Origin of the sequence: Pseudomonas sp. Fl4BN1 (genome assembly GCF_009908285.1) — a bacterium.
Classification (GTDB): domain Bacteria; phylum Pseudomonadota; class Gammaproteobacteria; order Pseudomonadales; family Pseudomonadaceae; genus Aquipseudomonas.
Genome location: NZ_JAAARM010000011.1, coordinates 124902 through 145934, shown reverse-complemented (window position 1 = coordinate 145934; position 21033 = coordinate 124902). Strand labels below are relative to the sequence as shown.

16 protein-coding genes and 1 pseudogene are annotated in these 21033 nt (G+C 57.9%); 13 read left to right on the top strand and 4 right to left on the bottom strand.

Going from position 1 to position 21033, the window contains the following annotated elements; translation table 11 throughout:
* The first annotated feature begins 105 nt into the window (after nucleotides 1–105).
* The 6 genes from tig to GV818_RS14890 all read left to right on the top strand — a co-directional run bounded on the left by tig (nucleotide 106) and on the right by GV818_RS14890 (nucleotide 8618).
* Nucleotides 106–1416, top strand: a complete 1311-nt coding sequence (tig, locus tag GV818_RS14915; protein WP_161757534.1) for a trigger factor — start codon at nucleotides 106–108, stop codon at nucleotides 1414–1416.
* 92 nt (nucleotides 1417–1508) lie between these two features.
* Nucleotides 1509–2144: an ATP-dependent Clp endopeptidase proteolytic subunit ClpP gene (gene clpP / locus GV818_RS14910; RefSeq protein WP_011062274.1), complete on the top strand. Its 636-nt coding sequence runs from the start codon at nucleotides 1509–1511 to the stop codon at nucleotides 2142–2144.
* Between the two features lie 112 nt (nucleotides 2145–2256).
* Nucleotides 2257–3540: an ATP-dependent Clp protease ATP-binding subunit ClpX gene (clpX, locus tag GV818_RS14905; protein WP_161757535.1), complete on the top strand. Its 1284-nt coding sequence runs from the start codon at nucleotides 2257–2259 to the stop codon at nucleotides 3538–3540.
* A 163-nt stretch (nucleotides 3541–3703) separates the two neighbouring features.
* Complete coding sequence (gene lon, locus GV818_RS14900) at nucleotides 3704–6100, top strand: endopeptidase La (RefSeq protein WP_161757375.1); 2397 nt, start codon at nucleotides 3704–3706, stop codon at nucleotides 6098–6100.
* Nucleotides 6101–6248: 148 nt separating this feature from the next.
* On the top strand, nucleotides 6249–6521 hold the full coding sequence (locus tag GV818_RS14895) for an HU family DNA-binding protein (RefSeq protein ID WP_011062271.1): 273 nt from the start codon (nucleotides 6249–6251) through the stop codon (nucleotides 6519–6521).
* Between the two features lie 225 nt (nucleotides 6522–6746).
* Nucleotides 6747–8618, top strand: a complete 1872-nt coding sequence (locus GV818_RS14890) for a SurA N-terminal domain-containing protein (protein WP_161757376.1) — start codon at nucleotides 6747–6749, stop codon at nucleotides 8616–8618.
* A 93-nt stretch (nucleotides 8619–8711) separates the two neighbouring features.
* Here GV818_RS14890 and GV818_RS14885 read toward each other — a convergent pair whose 3' ends face one another.
* Nucleotides 8712–8993, bottom strand: a complete 282-nt coding sequence (locus tag GV818_RS14885) for a hypothetical protein (RefSeq protein ID WP_161776895.1) — start codon at nucleotides 8991–8993, stop codon at nucleotides 8712–8714.
* A 42-nt stretch (nucleotides 8994–9035) separates the two neighbouring features.
* Nucleotides 9036–10241, bottom strand: coding sequence for an MFS transporter (locus GV818_RS14880; RefSeq protein WP_161776894.1), 1206 nt, complete (start codon nucleotides 10239–10241; stop codon nucleotides 9036–9038).
* Nucleotides 10242–10363: 122 nt separating this feature from the next.
* Here GV818_RS14880 and GV818_RS14875 point away from each other — a divergent pair, with 122 nt between their 5' ends.
* Both GV818_RS14875 and GV818_RS14870 read left to right on the top strand, forming a co-directional pair.
* The gene (locus GV818_RS14875) at nucleotides 10364–11263 is read left to right on the top strand and encodes a LysR family transcriptional regulator (RefSeq protein ID WP_161776893.1); all 900 of its coding nucleotides are present in this window, start codon (nucleotides 10364–10366) and stop codon (nucleotides 11261–11263) included.
* 92 nt (nucleotides 11264–11355) lie between these two features.
* Nucleotides 11356–12204: a DUF2242 domain-containing protein gene (locus GV818_RS14870; RefSeq protein ID WP_161776892.1), complete on the top strand. Its 849-nt coding sequence runs from the start codon at nucleotides 11356–11358 to the stop codon at nucleotides 12202–12204.
* A 310-nt stretch (nucleotides 12205–12514) separates the two neighbouring features.
* On the opposite strand, the gene GV818_RS14865 is transcribed toward GV818_RS14870, so the two are convergent.
* Nucleotides 12515–13555, bottom strand: a complete 1041-nt coding sequence (locus tag GV818_RS14865; RefSeq protein ID WP_161776891.1) for an AraC family transcriptional regulator — start codon at nucleotides 13553–13555, stop codon at nucleotides 12515–12517.
* A gap of 4 nt (nucleotides 13556–13559) precedes the next feature.
* Nucleotides 13560–14690: a carbon-nitrogen hydrolase family protein gene (locus tag GV818_RS14860; RefSeq protein WP_161757382.1), complete on the bottom strand. Its 1131-nt coding sequence runs from the start codon at nucleotides 14688–14690 to the stop codon at nucleotides 13560–13562.
* A gap of 399 nt (nucleotides 14691–15089) precedes the next feature.
* Here GV818_RS14860 and GV818_RS34240 point away from each other — a divergent pair, with 399 nt between their 5' ends.
* The 5 genes and pseudogenes from GV818_RS34240 (at nucleotide 15090) to GV818_RS14840 (ending at nucleotide 20875) form a co-directional block, all read left to right on the top strand.
* Nucleotides 15090–15353, top strand: a complete 264-nt coding sequence (locus tag GV818_RS34240; RefSeq protein WP_218586303.1) for a hypothetical protein — start codon at nucleotides 15090–15092, stop codon at nucleotides 15351–15353.
* A 33-nt stretch (nucleotides 15354–15386) separates the two neighbouring features.
* On the top strand, nucleotides 15387–15581 hold the full coding sequence (locus tag GV818_RS34235) for an HlyD family efflux transporter periplasmic adaptor subunit (RefSeq protein WP_368668915.1): 195 nt from the start codon (nucleotides 15387–15389) through the stop codon (nucleotides 15579–15581).
* Between the two features lie 458 nt (nucleotides 15582–16039).
* Nucleotides 16040–17123: pseudogene (locus GV818_RS14850) on the top strand (fatty acid desaturase).
* Nucleotides 17124–17327: 204 nt separating this feature from the next.
* Nucleotides 17328–18473: a serine hydrolase domain-containing protein gene (locus GV818_RS14845; RefSeq protein WP_161776890.1), complete on the top strand. Its 1146-nt coding sequence runs from the start codon at nucleotides 17328–17330 to the stop codon at nucleotides 18471–18473.
* A gap of 362 nt (nucleotides 18474–18835) precedes the next feature.
* On the top strand, nucleotides 18836–20875 hold the full coding sequence (locus tag GV818_RS14840) for an NADPH-dependent 2,4-dienoyl-CoA reductase (RefSeq protein WP_161757384.1): 2040 nt from the start codon (nucleotides 18836–18838) through the stop codon (nucleotides 20873–20875).
* The last annotated feature ends 158 nt before the right edge of the window (nucleotides 20876–21033 follow it).

The window sequence follows — 21033 nt, the reverse complement described above, 5'->3', positions numbered from 1 at the left end:
CTGTTTCCAGTAGGGTGACTTCTTGAGTTTGACCCACTAGAATGCATGCCCTTGATTCTGGGGTCGGAAAACGGCCGGCTAACGTCTGTGCAACGAGGAATATCCATGCAAGTTTCTGTTGAAAATACTTCTGCTCTTGAGCGCCGCATGAGCATCACCGTGCCGGCTGAGCGCATTGAGAGCCAGGTCAACAAGCGTCTGCAGCAGACTGCCCAAAAGGCCAAAATTGCCGGCTTCCGTCCTGGCAAGGTTCCAATGAGCGTGATTCGTCAGCGTTATGAGGCTGATGCGCGCCAAGAAGCAGTGGGCGATGTGATCCAGGCTTCCTTCTATGAGGCAGTTGTCGAGCAGAAGCTGAACCCGGCTGGTGCTCCTTCGGTCGAGCCTAAAGTGCTAGAGAAGGGCAAGGATCTGGAATACGTTGCCACTTTCGAAGTCTTCCCAGAGTTCACGGTTGCCGGTTTTGAAAACATCGCTGTTGAGCGCCTGAGCGCTGAAGTGGCTGATGCTGACCTGGACAACATGCTGGAAATTCTGCGTAAGCAGAACGTACGTTTCGAAGTGACTGATCGCGCAGCACAAAACGATGACCAGTTGAACATCGATTTCGTGGGCAAGGTCGATGGCGAAGTCTTCGCCGGTGGCTCGGCCAAGGGTACTCAGCTGGTGCTGGGCTCCGGTCGTATGATTCCTGGCTTCGAAGAAGGCCTGGTCGGCGCCAAAGCTGGTGAAGAACGTGTTCTGAACCTGACTTTCCCAGAGAACTATCAGAACCTGGATCTGGCCAACAAGGCTGCCGAGTTCACCGTTACCGTCAACAGCGTCTCCGAGCCTAAGCTGCCAGAGCTGACCGAAGAGTTCTTCGCTCAATTCGGCATCAAGGAATCGGGTCTGGAAGGTTTCCGTGCCGAAGTTCGCAAGAACATGGAGCGCGAGCTGCGTCAGGCCATCAAGTCTAAAGTGAAGAATCAGGTGATGGACGGTCTGCTGGCCTCCAACCCGATCGAAGTGCCAAAGGCGCTGCTGGACAACGAAGTCAACCGCCTGCGCGTTCAAGCTGTTCAGCAGTTCGGTGGCAACATCAAGCCTGATCAGCTGCCAGCCGAGCTGTTCGAGGAGCAAGCCAAGCGCCGTGTAGTGCTGGGCCTGATCGTCGCTGAAGTTGTTAAGCAGTTCGATCTCAAGCCTGACGAAGCGCGTGTTCGCGAGTTGATCCAGGAAATGGCTTCGGCTTACCAAGAGCCTGAGCAGGTCGTGTCCTGGTACTACAAGAACGAGCAGCAATTGAGCGAAGTCCGTTCTGTTGTGCTGGAAGAGCAAGTTGTGGATACTGTTCTGCAGAAAGCTAGCGTGACCGACAAATCGGTCTCTTACGAAGAAGCGGTCAAGCCGGTAGAAGCACCTCAAGCCGACTGATTTTCTTCTCGTTCGAAGCACACACCATAAGCCAGCCTTCGCGCTGGCTTATGCGTATTCAAGACGTGACTATTTGGGAGTGACTGCAGAGCATGTTCCGTAATTCGTATATTCAGCAGAACTCTGATATCCAGGCCGCAGGCGGCCTGGTCCCGATGGTTGTCGAGCAGTCTGCTCGTGGCGAGCGCGCCTATGACATCTACTCGCGCCTCCTCAAGGAGCGAGTGATCTTTCTGGTAGGTCCAGTAGAAGACTACATGGCCAACCTGATTTGTGCGCAACTGCTGTTCCTTGAAGCGGAGAACCCGGACAAGGACATCCATCTCTATATCAACTCCCCGGGCGGCTCGGTGACAGCTGGTATGTCTATCTACGACACCATGCAGTTCATCAAGCCTAACGTTTCAACCACCTGTATTGGTCAGGCATGTAGCATGGGTGCGTTCTTGCTGACGGCCGGTGCTCCTGGCAAGCGTTTCTGCCTTCCGAACTCCCGAGTGATGATTCACCAGCCACTGGGCGGTTTCCAGGGTCAGGCGTCGGATATCGAAATCCATGCCAAGGAAATCCTTTTCATCCGTGAGCGTCTCAACACGCTGATGGCCAAGCATAGCGGGCGCACTCTGGAAGAAATCGAGCGCGATACCAATCGCGATAATTTCATGAGCGCCGAAGCTGCGCGTGAGTACGGGTTGATCGATGAAGTAATCAACCAGCGTCCCGCTTAAAATAAGCAGCTCAAAATAGGCTTGGTCGGTTGTTCCGATCAGTGGCGGGCTTGAAAAAGCCCGCAATAGCCTTCATCTTGTGTTGCAAGCCTATCGGATTTGGATCGAACGAATGACTGACACCCGCAACGGCGAGGACAACGGCAAACTGCTTTATTGCTCCTTCTGTGGCAAAAGCCAGCATGAAGTACGCAAATTGATTGCCGGCCCCTCGGTCTTTATCTGCGACGAGTGCGTCGACTTGTGCAATGACATCATCCGTGAGGAGGTGCAGGAAGCACAGGCCGAGAGCAGCGCGCATAAATTGCCTTCGCCTAAAGAAATCAGCGGCATCCTTGATCAGTATGTGATTGGTCAGGAACGCGCGAAAAAGGTTCTGGCGGTAGCGGTGTACAACCACTACAAGCGTCTGAATCAGCGCGACAAAAAGAGCGACGACGTCGAGCTCGGCAAGAGCAACATCTTGCTGATCGGCCCTACAGGTTCGGGCAAGACGCTGTTGGCGGAAACCCTGGCTCGCCTGTTGAATGTGCCTTTCACTATTGCTGACGCAACCACCCTGACCGAAGCCGGTTATGTGGGTGAGGACGTCGAGAATATCATTCAGAAGTTGCTGCAGAAGTGCGACTACGATGTAGAAAAAGCTCAGATGGGCATCGTCTATATCGATGAAATCGACAAGATTTCCCGCAAGTCTGATAACCCTTCGATTACCCGGGATGTTTCCGGCGAAGGCGTGCAGCAAGCCCTGTTGAAGTTGATTGAAGGCACGGTTGCCTCCGTTCCGCCTCAAGGCGGTCGCAAGCATCCGCAGCAGGAGTTCCTGCAAGTCGACACCCGTAACATCCTGTTCATCTGTGGTGGTGCATTCTCCGGTCTGGAAAAGGTTATTCAAAACCGTTCCACCCGCGGCGGTATTGGTTTCAATGCCGAAGTGCGCAGCAAGGAAGAGGGCAAGAAAGTTGGCGAGTCCCTGCGTGAAGTCGAACCTGACGATTTGGTCAAGTTTGGTCTGATCCCGGAGTTCGTCGGTCGCTTGCCAGTTCTTGCAACCCTGGATGAGTTGGACGAAGCGGCGTTGATTCAGATCCTCACCGAACCCAAGAACGCCTTGACCAAGCAATATGCCAAGTTGTTCGAGATGGAAGGTGTCGACCTGGAGTTCCGTGCCGATGCACTGAAGTCGGTCGCCAAGCGAGCGCTTGAACGCAAGACTGGCGCTCGTGGTTTGCGCTCGATTCTTGAAGGCGTTCTGCTCGACACTATGTATGAAATCCCCTCGCAATCCGAGGTGAGTAAAGTAGTGATCGACGAAAGCGTTATTGAAGGCAAGTCCCAGCCACTGTACATCTATGAGAACAGTGAGCCGACGGCCAAGGCAGCGCCAGACGCGTAAGCGTCGCACTGTCGGAATGAAAGAAGGGGCCTTCGGGCCCCTTTTCTTTTAGTGCTTTTAAAGTGCTGTCTTTAAGCTTGTTTTTTTTGCAGGCAGCCCCCATCTTGGTTTCAAGCTTACTTCCATCTGTTTACGGCCTTACGGCCGCCGTAGAGGCGAAATCATGAAGACAACCATTGAATTGCCTCTCCTGCCATTGCGTGATGTTGTGGTTTATCCGCACATGGTTATCCCGCTGTTCGTGGGGCGCGAGAAGTCGATCGAAGCCCTCGAGGCAGCGATGACGGGCGACAAGCAGATTCTCTTGCTGGCACAGAGAAATCCTGCTGATGACGATCCCGGTGAAGATGCACTCTATCGCGTAGGTACCATTGCGACTGTCCTGCAGTTGCTCAAACTGCCTGATGGCACCGTCAAGGTTCTGGTTGAAGGCGAACAGCGCGGTGCTGTAGAGCGCTTCAGTGAAGTTGATGGTCACTGCCGCGCTGAAGTCTCCCTGATTGACGAAGTGGATGCTCCTGATCGTGAGTCGGAAGTGTTCGTGCGCAGCTTGCTGTCCCAGTTCGAGCAGTACGTGCAACTGGGCAAGAAAGTCCCTGCCGAGGTGTTGTCCTCCCTCAACAGCATCGATGAGCCAAGCCGCCTGGTAGATACCATGGCCGCGCACATGGCGTTGAAGATCGAGCAGAAGCAGGAAATCCTCGAGATCATCGATCTGTCCGCTCGGGTCGAGCACGTCCTGGCGCTGCTGGATGCCGAGATCGACCTGTTGCAGGTGGAAAAGCGCATTCGTGGTCGCGTCAAGAAGCAAATGGAGCGTAGCCAGCGCGAGTACTACCTGAATGAGCAGATGAAGGCCATTCAGAAAGAGCTCGGCGACGGTGATGAAGGTCACAACGAAATCGAAGAGCTGAAGAAGCGCATCGATGCTGCTGGCCTGCCAAAAGATGCGATGACCAAGGCTCAAGCCGAGTTGAACAAGCTCAAGCAGATGTCGCCGATGTCGGCCGAGGCGACTGTTGTTCGTTCTTACATCGACTGGTTGGTTCAGGTGCCGTGGAAAGCCCAGAGCAAGGTTCGTCTCGATCTCGCGCGCGCCGAAGATATCCTCGATGCCGACCACTATGGTCTGGAGGAAGTCAAAGAACGAATTCTTGAATACCTCGCCGTACAAAAGCGGGTGAAAAAGATTCGTGGTCCGGTGTTGTGCCTGGTTGGTCCTCCCGGGGTGGGTAAAACGTCCCTGGCGGAGTCGATCGCCAATGCAACCAATCGCAAGTTTGTCCGCATGGCCTTGGGTGGTGTGCGTGATGAGGCGGAAATCCGCGGGCATCGTCGGACCTATATCGGTTCGATGCCGGGAAGATTGATTCAAAAAATGACAAAGGTTGGCGTGCGCAACCCGCTGTTCCTGCTCGATGAAATCGACAAGATGGGCAGCGACATGCGCGGTGATCCGGCCTCGGCACTGCTTGAGGTCCTGGACCCTGAGCAGAACCATAATTTCAATGATCACTATCTGGAGGTCGATTACGACCTGTCCGATGTGATGTTCCTCTGCACCTCCAACTCGATGAACATTCCGCCGGCATTGCTGGATCGGATGGAAGTGATTCGTCTGCCCGGCTACACCGAAGATGAGAAGATCAACATCGCGGTCAAGTACCTGTCGCCCAAGCAGATACAGGCCAACGGCCTGAAGAAGGGCGAGTTGGAATTCGATCCGGATGCGATCCGCGATATCATTCGTTACTACACTCGCGAAGCCGGTGTCCGGGGCCTGGAGCGTCAGATTGCCAAGGTTTGCCGCAAGGCGGTGAAAGAGCATGCAATGGAAAAACGCTTCTCGGTGAAGGTCACTCCCGAGCTGTTGGAGCACTTCCTGGGTGTGCGTAAGTTCCGCTACGGCCTGGCCGAGCAGCAGGATCAGGTTGGTCAGGTAACCGGTTTGGCGTGGACTCAGGTCGGTGGTGAGTTGTTGACCATCGAAGCCGCTGTGGTTCCCGGCAAAGGCCAGTTGATCAAGACCGGCTCTCTGGGTGATGTCATGGTCGAATCGATTACTGCGGCATTGACCGTGGTGCGCAGTCGGGCGAAGAGCCTGGGCATTCCCCTGGACTTCCATGAGAAGCGCGACACTCATATCCATATGCCGGAAGGGGCAACACCCAAGGATGGCCCTAGCGCAGGCGTAGGCATGTGCACGGCGCTGGTTTCGGCTTTGACCGGCATCCCGGTACGGGCTGATGTAGCGATGACCGGCGAGATCACCTTGCGTGGTCAGGTGCTGGCCATCGGCGGGCTGAAAGAGAAATTGCTCGCGGCTCACCGTGGTGGAATCAAGACGGTGATCATTCCGGAAGAGAATGTGCGTGATTTGAAGGAAATTCCTGACAATATCAAGCAGGATCTGCAGATTAAACCGGTTAAATGGATTGACGAAGTCCTGCAAATTGCGCTGCAATACGCGCCGGAGCCCTTGCCGGATGTGGCTCCCGAGATAGTTGCAAAGGACGAAAAACGCGAGTCTGACTCTAAGGAAAGAATTAGCACGCATTAATACGCATTAGCTTGAGGGGCTTCCTTGACAGCTTTTTAGAGCCCTTGTTATAAAGCGGCTCTTAAGTGTCTGTAGGCCATTCAGCACTCGTTTTTGCTTTCACCAAAAAACTTAGAATCATACTCATAGATATATAAGGGGACTTAGAGTGAACAAGTCGGAACTGATTGATGCTATCGCTGCATCTGCTGATCTCCCGAAAGCTGCTGCTGGCCGTGCGCTGGACGCTGTAATCGAATCCGTTACTGGCGCTCTGAAGGCCGGTGACTCTGTGGTGCTGGTTGGTTTCGGTACTTTCTCCGTAACTGATCGTCCAGCGCGTATCGGTCGTAACCCACAGACCGGTAAGACTCTGGAAATCGCTGCTGCTAAAAAGCCAGGTTTCAAAGCCGGTAAAGCACTGAAAGAAGCTGTTAACTAAGTTTCTTCAGGGTCTTTGCCCATCCGGGTCAGGGTCATGCCTGATCTGGCAGCGGAGCGCTAGTCGGCCGGTGTATCACCGGCTCACGCCGAGGGTCGCGGTTTCACTCTCGTCCGCTCCGCCAGTTACGAGAAGGCGCATCCTCGGATGCGCCTTTCTTCTATCCGGACTCTACCCACGCTCCACGGTTGCTCAAATTGAAGTACAGCCGTTTCTGGGGGACGCATGCTGCAGAATATCAGGGACAATTCACAAGGCTGGATTGCCAAAACCATCATCGGGGTCATCGTCGCGCTGTTGGCGTTGACCGGTTTCGATGCCATTTTCAAGGCCACAACCCATAGCCAGGACGCGGCCAAGGTCAACGGTGAGGAAATCACTCAGAACGAGTTGAGCCAGGCCGTCGACATGCAACGTCGTCAACTGATGCAACAGTTGGGCAAAGACTTCGATGCCTCCCTGCTGGATGAGAAGATGCTGCGCGAAGCCGCCCTGAAAGGGCTGATCGACCGCAAGCTGTTGCTGCAAGGTGCGCAGGATTCCAAGTTCGCTTTCTCCGAGGGCGCGCTGGATCAGGTGATCCTGCAGACACCGGAATTCCAGGTTGAAGGCAAATTCAGTCCAGAGCGTTTCGATCAGGTGATTCGTCAGCTGGGCTATACCCGCCTGCAATTCCGTCAGATGCTGGCTCAGGAAATGCTGATCGGCCAGGTTCGTGCCGGCCTCGCGGGTAGCGGTTTTGTCACCGACGCTCAGGTACAGGCGTTCGCTCGTCTGGAAAAGCAAACCCGTGATTTCGCTTCCCTGGCCATCAAGGCCGATCCGGCAGCGGTCAAGCTGACCGATGAAGAGGTCAAGGCCTACTACGACCAGCACGCCAAGGAGTTCATGACTCCGGACCAGGTGGTGATCGACTACATCGAGTTGAAGAAGGCCGCCTTCTTTGATCAGGTCAGCGTCAAGGACGAAGACCTGCAAGCGCTGTATCAGAAGGAAGTTGCCAATCTGTCCGAGCAACGTCGCGCGGCGCACATCCTGATCGAAGTCAACGACAAGGTGAACGAGGCTCAGGCCAAGGCCAAGATCGAAGAGATCCAGGCGCGTCTGGCCAAGGGCGAAAGCTTTGAGGCGTTGGCCAAGGAGTTCTCTCAGGACCCGGGTTCGGCCAACAATGGCGGCGACCTGGGTTACGCAGGTCCCGGTGTTTATGACCCAGTCTTCGAGAAAGCGTTGTATGCGCTGAACAAGGACCAGGTGTCGGCGCCGGTGCGTACTGACTTCGGTTTCCACCTGATCAAGCTGCTGGGTGTTGAAGCACCGGAAGTGCCAAGCTTTGCCAGCCTGAAGGACAAGCTGACCCGTGAGCTGAAAACCCAGCAGGTCGAGCAGCGTTTCGTCGAGGCGACCAAGCAACTGGAAGACTCGTCTTTCGAAGCTTCCGACCTGGCGCAGCCAGCTCAGGACCTGAAGCTGACCGTTCATACCTCTGCGCCATTCGGCCGTGAAGGTGGCGACGGCATTGCCGCCAACCGTGCAGTGGTGCAAGCAGCTTTCAGCACCGAAGTCCTTGATGAGGGTGCCAACAGCACCGCCATCGAGCTGGACCCGGAAACTGTCGTGGTACTGCGTGCCAAAGAGCATCGCAAGCCAGAGCAACTGCCGCTGGAAAGCGTTGCCAGCAGCATTCGCACGCAATTGGCCAAGGAGCACGCGAGTGCCGCGGCCAAGACCAAGGCTGAAGAGCTGATCGCCAGCCTGCGCGATGGCAAGACCGCGCTGAACAAGCCGGTGGATGGCCAGAACTGGAAAGTCGCGCAAGCAGTGACCCGTGGCCAGGACGGTATTGATCCGACTGTTCTGCAGGCCTTGTTCCGTATGGCCAAGCCTGAATCCAAGGACAAGCCGACCTTCACCAGCGTGACCTTGCCTAATGGCAATCTGTTGGTGCTGCAGCTCAACGGCGTCAACGAAGCCGCTGCGCCGAGTGAGGAAGAGAAGGCGCAGTACCGTCGCTTTCTGGCCTCGCGCGTGGGGCAGCAAGACTTTGCTGCCTATCGCAAGCAGCTGGAAAACCAGGCGGACATCAAGCGTTATTGATGCCTGATCCGCAGCGTTGAAAAGACCCCGTCCGCAAGGCCGGGGTCTTTTTTTCGCCCGGATAAATCTCAGGGCGCAGAGGTCTGCCAGCGTTTACGTGCATGCAGGTGAGCTGCCAGATCGTTGTAGCCCAGCTGTACAGCAACAGGCCAGCACCGGCTTCACTGGAAAGTCGGCGCCACGACGCAGTTGAGTGATGGACATGACGCCGTAGTGCTCAAGCAGGTAGCGCGCCAGTTCCACCGAGCTGTCGATATGGATCTCGATCCCCGACCCTCGGGCATCTTCCATCGGCTTGACGCTGTCGGTGTCCCGCACCCAGAGATCCATGGCCAAGGCAAGGTTGGAGCAGCAGAGGCTGGCGCAGGCAATCACGTGCCAAACCTGGAACAGTCCGCTGGATCGCTGGCGATTGCATCAGCGGTGAGCCGGAAAGCCTTGGTGCCTGGCGTTCACCGCCACCAGCAAGGTCATCAGCAGCAAGGCGCCAATCACCCAGGGGAAGGTCACGACCCCTGGCCCCTGCAACAGCAACGCACCGCCCAGGCCGCCCCCGGCGATTGCCAGGTTCCACAGGGTGACCAGCATCGACTGGGCGGTATCGGCATGCTCGCCTGCGGCCTTGGCCAGTGCGGTTTGCAGCAAGGTGGCCATGCCGCCGAACGACAGCCCCCAGATCGCCGTTGCACTGTAGATTGCTGCAGCCGAGTGACTGAACAGGCCCAACAGCACAGTCGAGGCGATAAACAACAGGCAACTGATCAGCACCAACTCGCGCAGCCAGCGGTCAATCAGCAAGCCGACCACCCAGATACTCAACAGCGCAGCCAGGCCGAACACCAGCAGCACCCGCTCGATCTGCCCGGTGAGTCCGACGGGCTCGAGAAATGGTGCGATGTAGGTGTAGAGAATGTTGTGGCCCAGTACATAGGCGAAGGTCACGAACAGCACCGGCCTGATTCCCGGCAAGGTCAGGACTCGGCGCAGGGGCAGGCGTTTTTGCGCACGCAGGCCGGGGAAGTCCGGCACTTGCCAGAGCACCCAGCCGATCAGCCCCAGGGTCAGCAAGGTCATGATGGCAAAGCTCATGCGCCAGCCCACCAGATTGCCCAGCAGGGTGCCAGCGGGAATGCCCACTGACAGCGCCACCGGAGCACCGAGCATGGCCAGGGCAATTGCCCGGCCTTGCAGGTGAGGTGCCACCATGCGGCTGGCATAACCGGCCAGCAGGGCCCAGAGCAGGCCGGCGAAGACTCCGGCGCAGAATCGGGCGACCAGCGTGAGGCTGTAGTCGGTGGACAGGGCGGTGATGCTGTTGACGATGGCAAAACCGCCGATGGCGATCAGTAGCAAGGGGCGTCGCCGCCAGCTCTGGGTGAGGATCACCAGGGGAATGGCGGCCAGCAATGAGCCCAGGGCATACAAGGTCACCAGTTGGCCGATCAGCGACGGCGATACCGCCAGGCTGGTGCTCATCTGTGGCAGTAGCCCCGCGGGAAGGGCCTCCGTCAGCAGGGTGATGAAGCCCGCAGTCGCCAGGGCCAGAAGGCCGCCGACGGGAAGTCGTTCACGGGTTGCGGCGGGGGTTTGCAGCAGCTCGCCGGCATTGACGGAGTTGTTCATGGAGGGTCCCGATTCGGATGCTCAGAAGTGAGGGACACAGGGTAGAGCGCTGTGCATGGCGGAAAAATAGGCTAAGGTTCCGAACTTATCGGACTCAGAAGTCCTTAATCATGGAGTGCCGAATGGATTGGCTGGGCAGTATTCCGGTGTTCATGCAGGTGGCGGAAACCCGCAGCTTTACCGAGGCTGGGCGTCTTTTAGGGGTGTCGTCCTCAGCGGTGGGCAAGAGCATTGCGCGGCTGGAAGAGCGTTTGGAAACCCGCCTGTTCCATCGCACCACCCGCAGTATTAGCCTGACCGCCGAAGGCGCCGGGTTCCTCGAGCGCTGTCGCAGGATTGCCGCCGAGGCCGAGGCCGCTGAATTCCAGCTGTGTGATTCCTCCAGCGCCCCTGTGGGTAAACTGCGGGTCAGCGCGCCTCAGGTCCACGGCTTGCTGATGCCGGTGCTGGCGGAGTTCATGCAGCGTTATCCGCAGATCGAACTGGACGTCGACCTTTCCGACCGCATGGTGGATGTGGTGGAGGAGGGTTTCGATCTGGTGGTGCGTACCGGCAACCCCAAGGACTCCAGGCTTCTGGCGCGGCAGCTGGGACGCTTTCACATGGTGCTGGTGGGCAGCCCCGGGTATTTCCAGCAGCGAGGTATGCCCCAGTCCCCCCAGGAGCTGCGGAACCATGCCTGCCTGCGACACACATTTCATCACACCGGCAAACCTGAGCCCTGGCCGTTCCGCCCCGAAGCCCATCTGTCAGAGCTGGTATTACCGACCCGCCTGACCAGCAGTTCCATCGAGGCCGTGGAGCACGCTGCACGCAGCGGCCTGGGCATCGCCTGCCTGCCGGACTTCATGGTGCAAGCGGCGGTACAGCGCGGTGAGCTGCAAACCGTGCTTGATGGGTACCTGGAGTACCACGGCGCGTTCTGGGTACTGTGGCCATCGAGTCGACATGCGGCAGCCAAGCTGCGGGTGTTGATTGAACATTTGAGCGAGCGACTTTTTCCGGCAAATCGCGGTCAGTAAACCTGTGTGAAATTTAAGACACCATTTACCCGCGCTGCGGGGCGCTGATCTGTTGCACAATACGCCCCAGAGCGTTTTCCTCAGGATTTTCGATGTTTAGATCATTTCATCTGCGCGCCACGGCCGGGGCGTTGCTGCTGTCCGCGGTCGCAGGTTGTTCGTCGCACAAGACCGCCATCTACGAGCATGAAAGCTTCGATGATTCTGGCACCTTCTCGCGCAATTACCCGGTGAGCGATGCTGCCTCATGTGAAGCCGCGCGGCGGGCCCTGCTCAGTCAGGGTTACATCATCACCAGCAACGACCCGAAGCTGGTCAGTGGCCACAAGAGTTTTCAGCAGACCGGCGAAACGCACCTGGAGATCAGCTTCAATGTGGTTTGCGCCGAGGATGGCAGTGGGGACCACCGCTCGACGATGTTCGCCAACGCGCTGCAGGATCGCTACGCGCTGAAGAAGGTGAACAACTCGGCGAGCCTGGGGGTTGGCGTGCTGGGTTCGGTGTCGATGCCGATTGGCTCCACGGACGATTCGATGGTCAAGGTGGCCAGTGAGACTGTGTCCTCCGCCAAGTTCTACGAGCGTTACTTCGCCCTGGTGGAACTGTTCCTGCCCCAGGAGGCGAAGAAGGCGGCGCATATCGAAGACAAGCCCAAGACGGATCTGGGAATGCCGGAGAACAAGCCGCAAATCCAGCCTGAGGCCAAGCCGCAGGGCCCGGTGCACGAGCCAGTGCCTGCGCTGAGCACGCCATTGGCCCCTGTCAGTGAACCCGAGCCTGCCGTTTCGCAACCAGTGGCCCCACCGGCTGAGGCCGCGCCTATCGTCGTGGCGCCTGTCAGCGAGTCAGTCCCGGCAGCTGAAACCATTACCCCGCCGCCTGTCAGCAACCTGCCGCCGCCGACCGAGCCGATTCCTACCCTGCCAAGCAGTGGCCACTAAGACGTTGGAACTGTGTTTGGGTCGGCTTTTTCACTGTCGATCCGTTAACAGCACAAGGCATCAACGGCCGCCATACAGGCTGTTACGTTTTAACGACAGAAATCTTGACCTGAGGGGTAGTATTTTTTCTGTCATCCCGGCACTTTATGCTGATCCCGATGGTCATTAGGCACAGGGTTATTCAATCAACGGGAAAAGGAGTCCGCGATGGACGATTACCAAGAGGAACTGCTGGAGTATCAAGCTTTCGAGCTGGATTCCCTGGAACCAGCAGATGACGCCACCGAGCTGTAACGCCGGTGGCTTTTTTTTAGCCAAATTGTCGATGGCTGCGCCGGAACTCCCCAGGGGTCTGACCGTTCCAGCGCTTGAACGCCCGTTGAAATGCCTCGGCTGAGGCAAAACCCAGCAGATAGGCAATCTCGCCGAACGCCAGTTCGGTATCGCGGATATAGGTCATGGCCAGGTCGCGGCGGGTGTCATTGAGAATTGCCCGGAACTGCGTCCCTTCTTCCGCCAGTTTGCGCCGCAAGGTCCAGGTCGGCAGCTTCAGGCGTGTCGCCACTTCTTCCAGGCCCGGCTCCCTTCCACCATTGAGCAACGGCCCGAGTAACTGAATGATGCGCTCGCGCAGGCTGCGGGTGCGGGTCAACTGTTCCAGCTCCCTTTCGCACAAGTGCACGAGATGACGCCAGGTGCTCGGGCAATGTTCCGGGTTACGCAGCGCCAGGCTGGCCTGGTTCAGGCGCAGTTGGTTCTGTTCGGCAGCGAACTGGATCGGTGCAGGGCCGAGCAGGGCGTAGGCGTCGTGATAGTCCGGGCGCTCGAACTCGATGTCGATCTGCTCGGCATGGATGGCTTGACCACAGAGGCTGGACAACTGCTGTAGCCAGCCAGACATGATCGAATCCACCACGAAGCGGTTATAGGCGTTGTACGGGCTGATTGAATAGAAGCGCAGCCACGCGCCATCGGCGTCTTCTTGAAAGCTCGACTGGCCACGATAGTTGGAACCGTACAAGGCTTCGAAACGTGTCAGGCAACGGGCCGCCTCACGCACGCTAGGGGCTTGCGCCGCGGTCACTCCGGCGAGGCCGGCCTGGCTCAGGCGGCTCAGGCGACCCATGCGCAGGCCCAATGCCGGGTCGCCGGTGAGCTGGATCGCCGCGTGGCCCAGGCGCATGTAGCGGGGGATCGACAGCCGCGCCCCAGCTTCTGCCAGCCTGGCAGGGTCCAGGGCGTATTGCGCCAGCAGGGGCGCAGGATCCAGTCCATGGCTGTGGATCGCGTCCGCCAGGCTGTGGACGAATCCCACCGACAAGTCGCCGAGGCGCATCTGTGGGGGCTTCATCGGCTTACAACCAGATGTTCAGCAAGCGAGCGCCTCGGGCGCCCTCGTCGGCAAAGGTCTGCCCATTGCTGTTGATGAAGCTGTGGCCACTGCTGCTCTGGTCCCAGAAATGGCCGCGCAGGAACACGCTGACCCCCGCAGTGGCCAGGCTGCTGGGGGGGCGGGCGGTCAGGGTCAGGCGATGCCAGGCGTCGCCTTCGCTGGTCTCCTCGGGCTTGAGGCTGACCTCACTGGGGGTGGTGATGCTCTTGTAGCCGTGCCAGGGTTTTTCCCAACTGCCTTTGCCCATGACAAAGGCCGGAACCGCCACCAGTTGCGCGTCTTGCTCATTGAGCTTGCGGTAGTTGTCGGGGTACCAGCTGTCGCTGCCGATCAGCACCCCGAGGCGGCCAGCAGGGGTGTCGATGACCTGGACCGATTGCCGGGTGTCGCCGTGGACGTAGCCACTTTCGGCATAGGTCGGATAGATCTGGCGCTGGGGCTGGCCGATGGGCAGGCCGTCGCTGCCGAACACCAGGCTACTGTTGTACAGGGCACCGCTGCCGATCTGCAGGTTGCCCTGGTTGACGCTGGGCTCCGGCAGAATGATCGAGCCGGCCACCAGGGTCACGTGGAATTCCTTGGCCAGTCCGCCGAACAGCAGTTGGTAGTCCTTGGCCATTTTTTTTGCCTTCATGCGCAGATGTGCATCATCCAGGCGGCTTTCCCCCTTGGCAGTGATCAGCGCCTTGAGGAAGGGCAACGGGTTGCTCACCGCGAGCCAGTTCATGGCTTCTTTCAAGGATGTGGCCTGATACAGCTCATTCTTTTCGCCGCTGACCATCAGCCAGGTGCCGACATGTTCCGGCAGCACGACAATGGTCTTGTCATTTACCAGGCCATGATCACGGGCCTGTTGCAGGTAGGCCGCGAGCTTGCGATGCAGGCGTTCGGTGCTCTGGTAATCGGTGGGAAAGAGTTCGGGCTCAATAGCCAGCAGGTTGCCGTGATCGGCGGGCACGCCTTGATCAACCGCGAGCTGGATACGCAAGTCCGACAGGTAGTGCGCCCCCGGACGGTCGCGGGTCCAGAGTGCATAACTGGTGATGGCGGCAAGCAGAGCCAGGGTGAAGGTGATGTAGAGAAGTTTGCGCATGGGAAAACAGTCAGCGGCCGTGTGCTGGATCGTGATATTTCTCTGATATTTGGGCTAAAGGTACAGCAGAACAATCTGTTAGATCGTTTTTTTGCACGAAATTGCATTTTTTTTGGTGAGCCGTTGAATTTTCACTGCATTGGCCGCCAAGGCACAATCTGCGGCGCCCAGATGCCTTCGCCACATAGCCCCGCGACGCAGTCACAGATTGGCGGCGGGCTTTGCAGTTGAGCGTCTTTGAAGGCTGTCGAGCTTGAGGTTTGGCCTCCACTGCTCTCAATGCATATATCGGCAGCTGACAGCGGGTGTTCGCCTGTTTTCAAAGGGCCCGAGCCTGATTCGAAAGCCTGCATGAGGAGCCTGGGGGGTTGACGTGCTTTGAGTACGACAGCGAGCCAGATGCGCAAAAAAGGTCCTGCGATCTATGCCTACAAGCTCGCAGACTTCACGGGCGTTTTTGGCCGAGCTTTTTTGCCGCTGGTACGCAGCGGCACTGCCAACGAAGTTGAGGTCTTGCGTTTGCAGCAACGGCTGGCCGAATTGACCAGCGGCTATCAGTCGACCCGCGACGACTATTTTGTGCGGCCCAAGGACGACTTCAGCAAAACCCACTCCGAGCTGGACCTTCGCTCAACGTACGCGAGGGCCGGGTCGACCAGCTGACCCGCACGGTGCTCACCGCACCGACCCACGGTTATCGTCAAGGATGTCTGGACTTCGGGCATTGGCGGGGTGTTGGCGCTGGGGGGCGAGTTGATGGAAATCGCGCCCTTGGGCGACCAGTTGCTGATCGAGGCGCGGATCAGCCCGCGGGACATTGCCTTTATCCACCCCGGGCAGGAAGCCAATGGGAAAAATACCGCCTACGGCTCGTTGCCGGGCAGGGTTTAGCGCATATCGCCAGACATCATCTAGGACGATGTCGATCGTCGCCTGCGCTGGGCAGCCTATTTTGGATGGTGTTGGCGAACCGGGAGCTCATGTGGCTTAACCATACCGATGGTTTTTTATGGCTCGCCAATGTTGCGGAATATAAACGCTCTGATAAGAGCTTATTCCAATTCTTCATTGAATTATGTGGTTAAGGTTGGTGTTTTTCATGGGTTGTTAGACAGGAATTAAGAATTCAATGCTCTTTTACTGTTATTACGTTCTGTAGCAATTCTAGGGACTTTATAGTGCAGATTTAGACCGGTCGGTCATTCATAACAGTTGCTGGGTAAACATGCGGCTCAGGCCGCCGCTTAGCTGGAGTAAGTACCTTTCATAGTTAATGGCTTGTTTCGTGATTCAAATATGTTTTCCTGTTTGGGCTCCTCTCCCACTCATTGTTTTTAAAGGATGAAGTGATGAATCCAATAATTAAGGAACCTGCTAACGGTCGTCCCATGACAGACCAGCAAATAATCGAAGATGTCACCCGGAAAATTTCCGAGCATGGCAATCAACTGCGCAAGCGTTATCCCATTTTGAAATATCAGAATACCTTGGGTGCTGGTGTCATGGTGTCATGGTGTCATGGTGTTTTCGGTATTCGGGATGGTGACTACTGGAGCCTTGTATATACAAGGCGCTATACCGGCGTGGTTATGTATTCTGGCGAACGCATTACTGACGTCATTTATTCATGAGGTTGAACATGACCTGATTCACCGTTTGTATTTTAGAAAGCAACCCCTGGCGCATAATCTCATGATGTTGTTGTGCTGGTTGGCTCGCCCGGGAATGCCCAGCCCCTGGGTCCGGCGCGGCTTGCATTTTCACCATCATAAGGAATCCGGCACCGCTACGGACGTTGAGGCATGGATCACCACCAGTGGCAATCCCTGGGGCGCCCTGCGGCTGTTGAAGTTGATAGACGGTTTCCTGTTTGGTTTGGTGAATGCTGTTCGTGCACCGGGATGGCGGCAGAAGGTCAAATTGCTGGGCAGGATCATCCGGCTGAATACGCCCCTTGGACTGTTGTACTGGGGCTGTTGGTATATGTTCCTGGGGTATCACCTGGTGACTTGGCTCGGACCCATGGCGGGCCTGGAGGTCCAGAGTTCAGCGGCGATGTTGCAGGTGATGGAGGTGGTCAATAGTGCGGTGGTTATTGTTGTTGCGCCGAATATTATTCGCCAGTTCTGCCTGTATTTCATCAGTTCCAATATGCACTACTACGGGGATGTTGCTCCGCGTAATCCCTTGCAGCAGACCCAAGTGATGAATCACTGGTGGTTGTGGCCCTTCCAATTGTTTTGTTTTAATTTTGGTAGTACCCACAGTATTCATCATTTCGTGGTAAGGGATCCGTTCTATCTTCGGCAGATGACCGCACCTGTCGCGCATAAAATCATGGCAGAGGCAGGTGTGAGATTTAATGACTTTGGTACCTATAAGCGTGCAAATCGCTTTGGAACTGAATCTGTGGATTTTCAGTCTAGGGGCTGATAACTGTTCATGAAACGCTGTACCTCTGCTGTTGCAACGGGCTTGTATCGCAATATGAGTGGCGCGGCTTAATTCTCGGATTCAACTGACTTTAATTAATGAAACTCGATAGGTGACATTGCTGTTGTCACTTGCGAGGGCTTCAGTTCGACCTTGGTTTGGCTAGGGCCAGGGTCAATATTCCAATTGAAAGGAGTTCTGGATATGGAAGCGAAAGGAACGTGCGCGAATGGCTTTGAAGCCGTTCAGCAAGCTTTCGAGGCGATTTTCGACGACCCCCACGAACGTGGGGGGGGTGTTTGCATACAGGTCGATGGTGAGACGGTTGTCGATTTGTGGGCGGGGGTAGCGGATGAGCAGGGCGACCAGCCTTGGACGCGTGACACCTTGGTCAACACCTTCTGCACGGTGAAACCCTTTGCTGCGGTTGCCACCTTGATGTTGGTGGAAGAGGGCAAGCTGGAACTCGATGTACCGGTCGCCCACTACTGGCCCGAGTTTGCCCAGGGTGGAAAGGGCCAGGTCACCCTGCGTCAGGTGATGACCCACACCTCCGGAATACCCGCACTGCGGGGCGCCAACCATAACGCGATGATGTATGACTGGGAGCACATGGTCGAGATCCTGGCCGCTGAGCCATTGTGGTGGGAGCCAGGCACCGCCATGGGTTATGCCACCACCATCTTCGGTTGGATTGTGGGTGAGCTGATTCGCCGGGCCGATGGTCGCGATCCTTGTACTTTCATCCACGAGCGAATCTCGCAACCCAATGACCTGGAGGTTCATCTGGGGGTGGATGAGCAGCATTTCCACCGTATCGCTCATTATGATGCGGCCAAGGGGCGGGTCGGCGACCCTTACTCCGAGGCATTGCGCAATGTGCTGATCTCCGAGCCGGAGCACGTTGCGACGCTGGCCTTCACCAATCCGGGCATGGTGCCCAAACGAACCTCCGATCCGCGCTGGTGGGCCTATCAGCAACCGGCGGTCAGCGGTCAGGGCACGGCCCATGGTCTGGCCGGTTTTTACAGTGCGCTGTTGGCCGGGCGTTTGATCGGGCCCGAGTTGCTGAAGGAGTTTACCCGGGAGCACAGCAATGGCATGGATCGCATCTGGATGCGGCCCATGCGTTATGGCCTGGGCTGCATGATGGAGCAACCGGCCGACCCGGCAGCATCACTAGGTATGGGGCCCAACACCTTTGGCCATATCGGGCTGGGCGGGCCGATCAGCTTCGCCGACCCTGATTGTGGTGTGAGCTTTGGTTTTGTGACTTCCACCTCGGGTCGCCACTCGATGATTGACCCTCGCCCGCAGGAACTGGCCGCGTTGGCCTACGCCGCGCTTTAGCGGCTGCTGACGCTGAGTTGTGGCCGCGACGACCCACCTCGTGGCGCAGGGCAGGACGCAGCAGTCTGATGAGGAGCGAGCAATAAACGGCTAGCGTCTGCGCTCTACGTCGTGCCTGGCCGAATTCGGCCAGGCAACGCGGCTCACAACGACACGTCAGCAGATTTGAAGTGCGACCTCTCACCTGGACTTCGGGGAGTGCACAGGCCAGTGATTGCGCAACGACGCTGCACATTTTGATCATTAAGTTGTCAGTTACGGTCATTGAGCGTCGGGTGCTGTGCTCTTAGTCTGTGGAGCACTACTGATGGAAGCCGCAGAGCTTCCACATTTTCCGTGATTGCCCGATCTGGAGTGACACCATGGCTGCCGCACCTTACCCGCACCTGCTGGCCCCCCTCGACCTGGGGTTCACCACCCTGCGTAACCGTACCCTGATGGGCTCGATGCACACCGGCCTGGAAGAGAAGCCCGGCGGCTTCGAACGCATGGCTGCGTATTTTGCCGAGCGCGCCCGGGGTGGCGTTGGCCTGATGGTTACCGGCGGTATTGGCCCGAACGACGAGGGCGGGGTGTATTCCGGTGCCGCCAAGCTGACCACCGAGGAAGAAGCACTCAAGCACCAGATCGTCACGCGGGCGGTGCATGAGGCGGGCGGCAAGATCTGCATGCAGATCCTCCACGCCGGGCGTTATGCCTACAGCCCCAAACAAGTAGCACCGAGCGCGATCCAGGCACCGATCAACCCGTTCAAGCCCAAGGAGCTGGACGAGGAAGGCATCGAGAAGCAGATTCGCGATTTCGTTACCTGTTCGACCCTGGCCCAGAAGGCCGAGTACGACGGCGTCGAAATCATGGGCTCGGAAGGTTATTTCATTAACCAGTTCCTCGCCGCCCACACCAACCACCGTACCGACCGCTGGGGTGGCAGCTATGAAAACCGCATGCGCCTGCCGGTGGAAATCGTCCGTCGGGTGCGTGAAGCGGTAGGTCCGAACTTCATCATCATCTTCCGCCTGTCGATGCTCGACCTGGTGGAAGGTGGCAGCACCTGGGATGAAATTGTGCAACTGGCCCAGGCCATCGAACAGGCCGGCGCAACCATCATCAACACCGGGATCGGCTGGCACGAAGCGCGGATCCCGACCATTGCCACCAAGGTGCCGCGCGCTGCATTCAGCAAGGTCACGGCCAAGCTGCGGGGTTCGGTGAGCATTCCACTGATCACCACCAACCGCATCAACACCCCGGAAATTGCCGAGCAGATCCTGGCCGAAGGCGACGCCGACATGGTCTCCATGGCCCGGCCATTCCTCGCCGATCCGGACTTCGTCAACAAGGCTGCCGAAGGCCGTGCGGATGAGATCAACACCTGCATTGGCTGCAATCAGGCGTGCCTGGACCACACCTTCGGCGGCAAGCTGACCAGTTGCCTGGTCAACCCGCGTGCCTGCCACGAGACCGAGCTGAATTACCTGCCGGTCACGCAGATCAAGAAGATCGCCGTGGTCGGTGCCGGCCCGGCCGGTCTGTCCGCCGCCACGGTGGCTGCCGAGCGCGGGCACCAGGTGACCCTGTTCGACTCTGCGAGTGAGATCGGCGGCCAGTTCAACGTGGCCAAGCGGGTGCCGGGCAAGGAGGAGTTCTTCGAGACCCTGCGCTACTTCAAGCGCAAGCTGCAGACCACCCACGTCGAGCTGTGCCTCAACACCCGGGTCGATGTCGAGCAACTGGTGGCGGGCGATTTTGACGAAATCATCCTGGCCACCGGTATCGCGCCTCGGCTACCGGCGATTCCCGGGGTGGAGAGCCCCAAGGTCCTGAGCTACCTGGATGTGTTGCTGGAGCGCAAGCCGGTGGGCAAGAGCGTGGCGGTGATCGGCGCCGGCGGCATCGGCTTCGATGTTTCCGAGTTCCTGGTGCACCAGGGCGTGGCCACCAGCCAGGATCGCCAGGCGTTCTGGAAAGAGTGGGGCATCGACACCCAGCTTGAAGCTCGTGGTGGTGTGGCCGGGATCAAGCCCGAGCCCCATGCACCGGCGCGCCAGGTGTTCCTGTTGCAGCGGAAAAAGACCAAGGTCGGCGATGGCCTGGGCAAGACCACCGGCTGGATCCACCGCACCGGTCTGAAGAATAAGCAGGTGCAGATGCTCAACAGCGTCGAGTACCTGAAGATCGACGATGCCGGTTTGCACATTCGCATCGGCGAGGCAGGCGAACCCCAGGTGCTGGCGGTGGACAACATCGTCATCTGCGCCGGCCAGGATCCGCTGCGCGAGTTACAGGATGGCCTGGTGGCCGCGGGGCAGAATGTGCACCTGATCGGCGGCGCTGACGTGGCCGCCGAGCTGGATGCCAAGCGCGCCATCAACCAGGGTTCGCGCCTGGCGGCCGAGCTGTAACGACAAGCTCCCATCGCAGCGGCCCTCCGCGGCCGCTGTATCTCCCATCCCCACCGCTCGCTGCGATCGGGCTGGGCGGTATTTCGTAGCAAGACTCATCCTCTGAGCCAGGGCACTTCAACTGACAGACTCAGTTGCCTGAACTCGCGCGTTCTGCG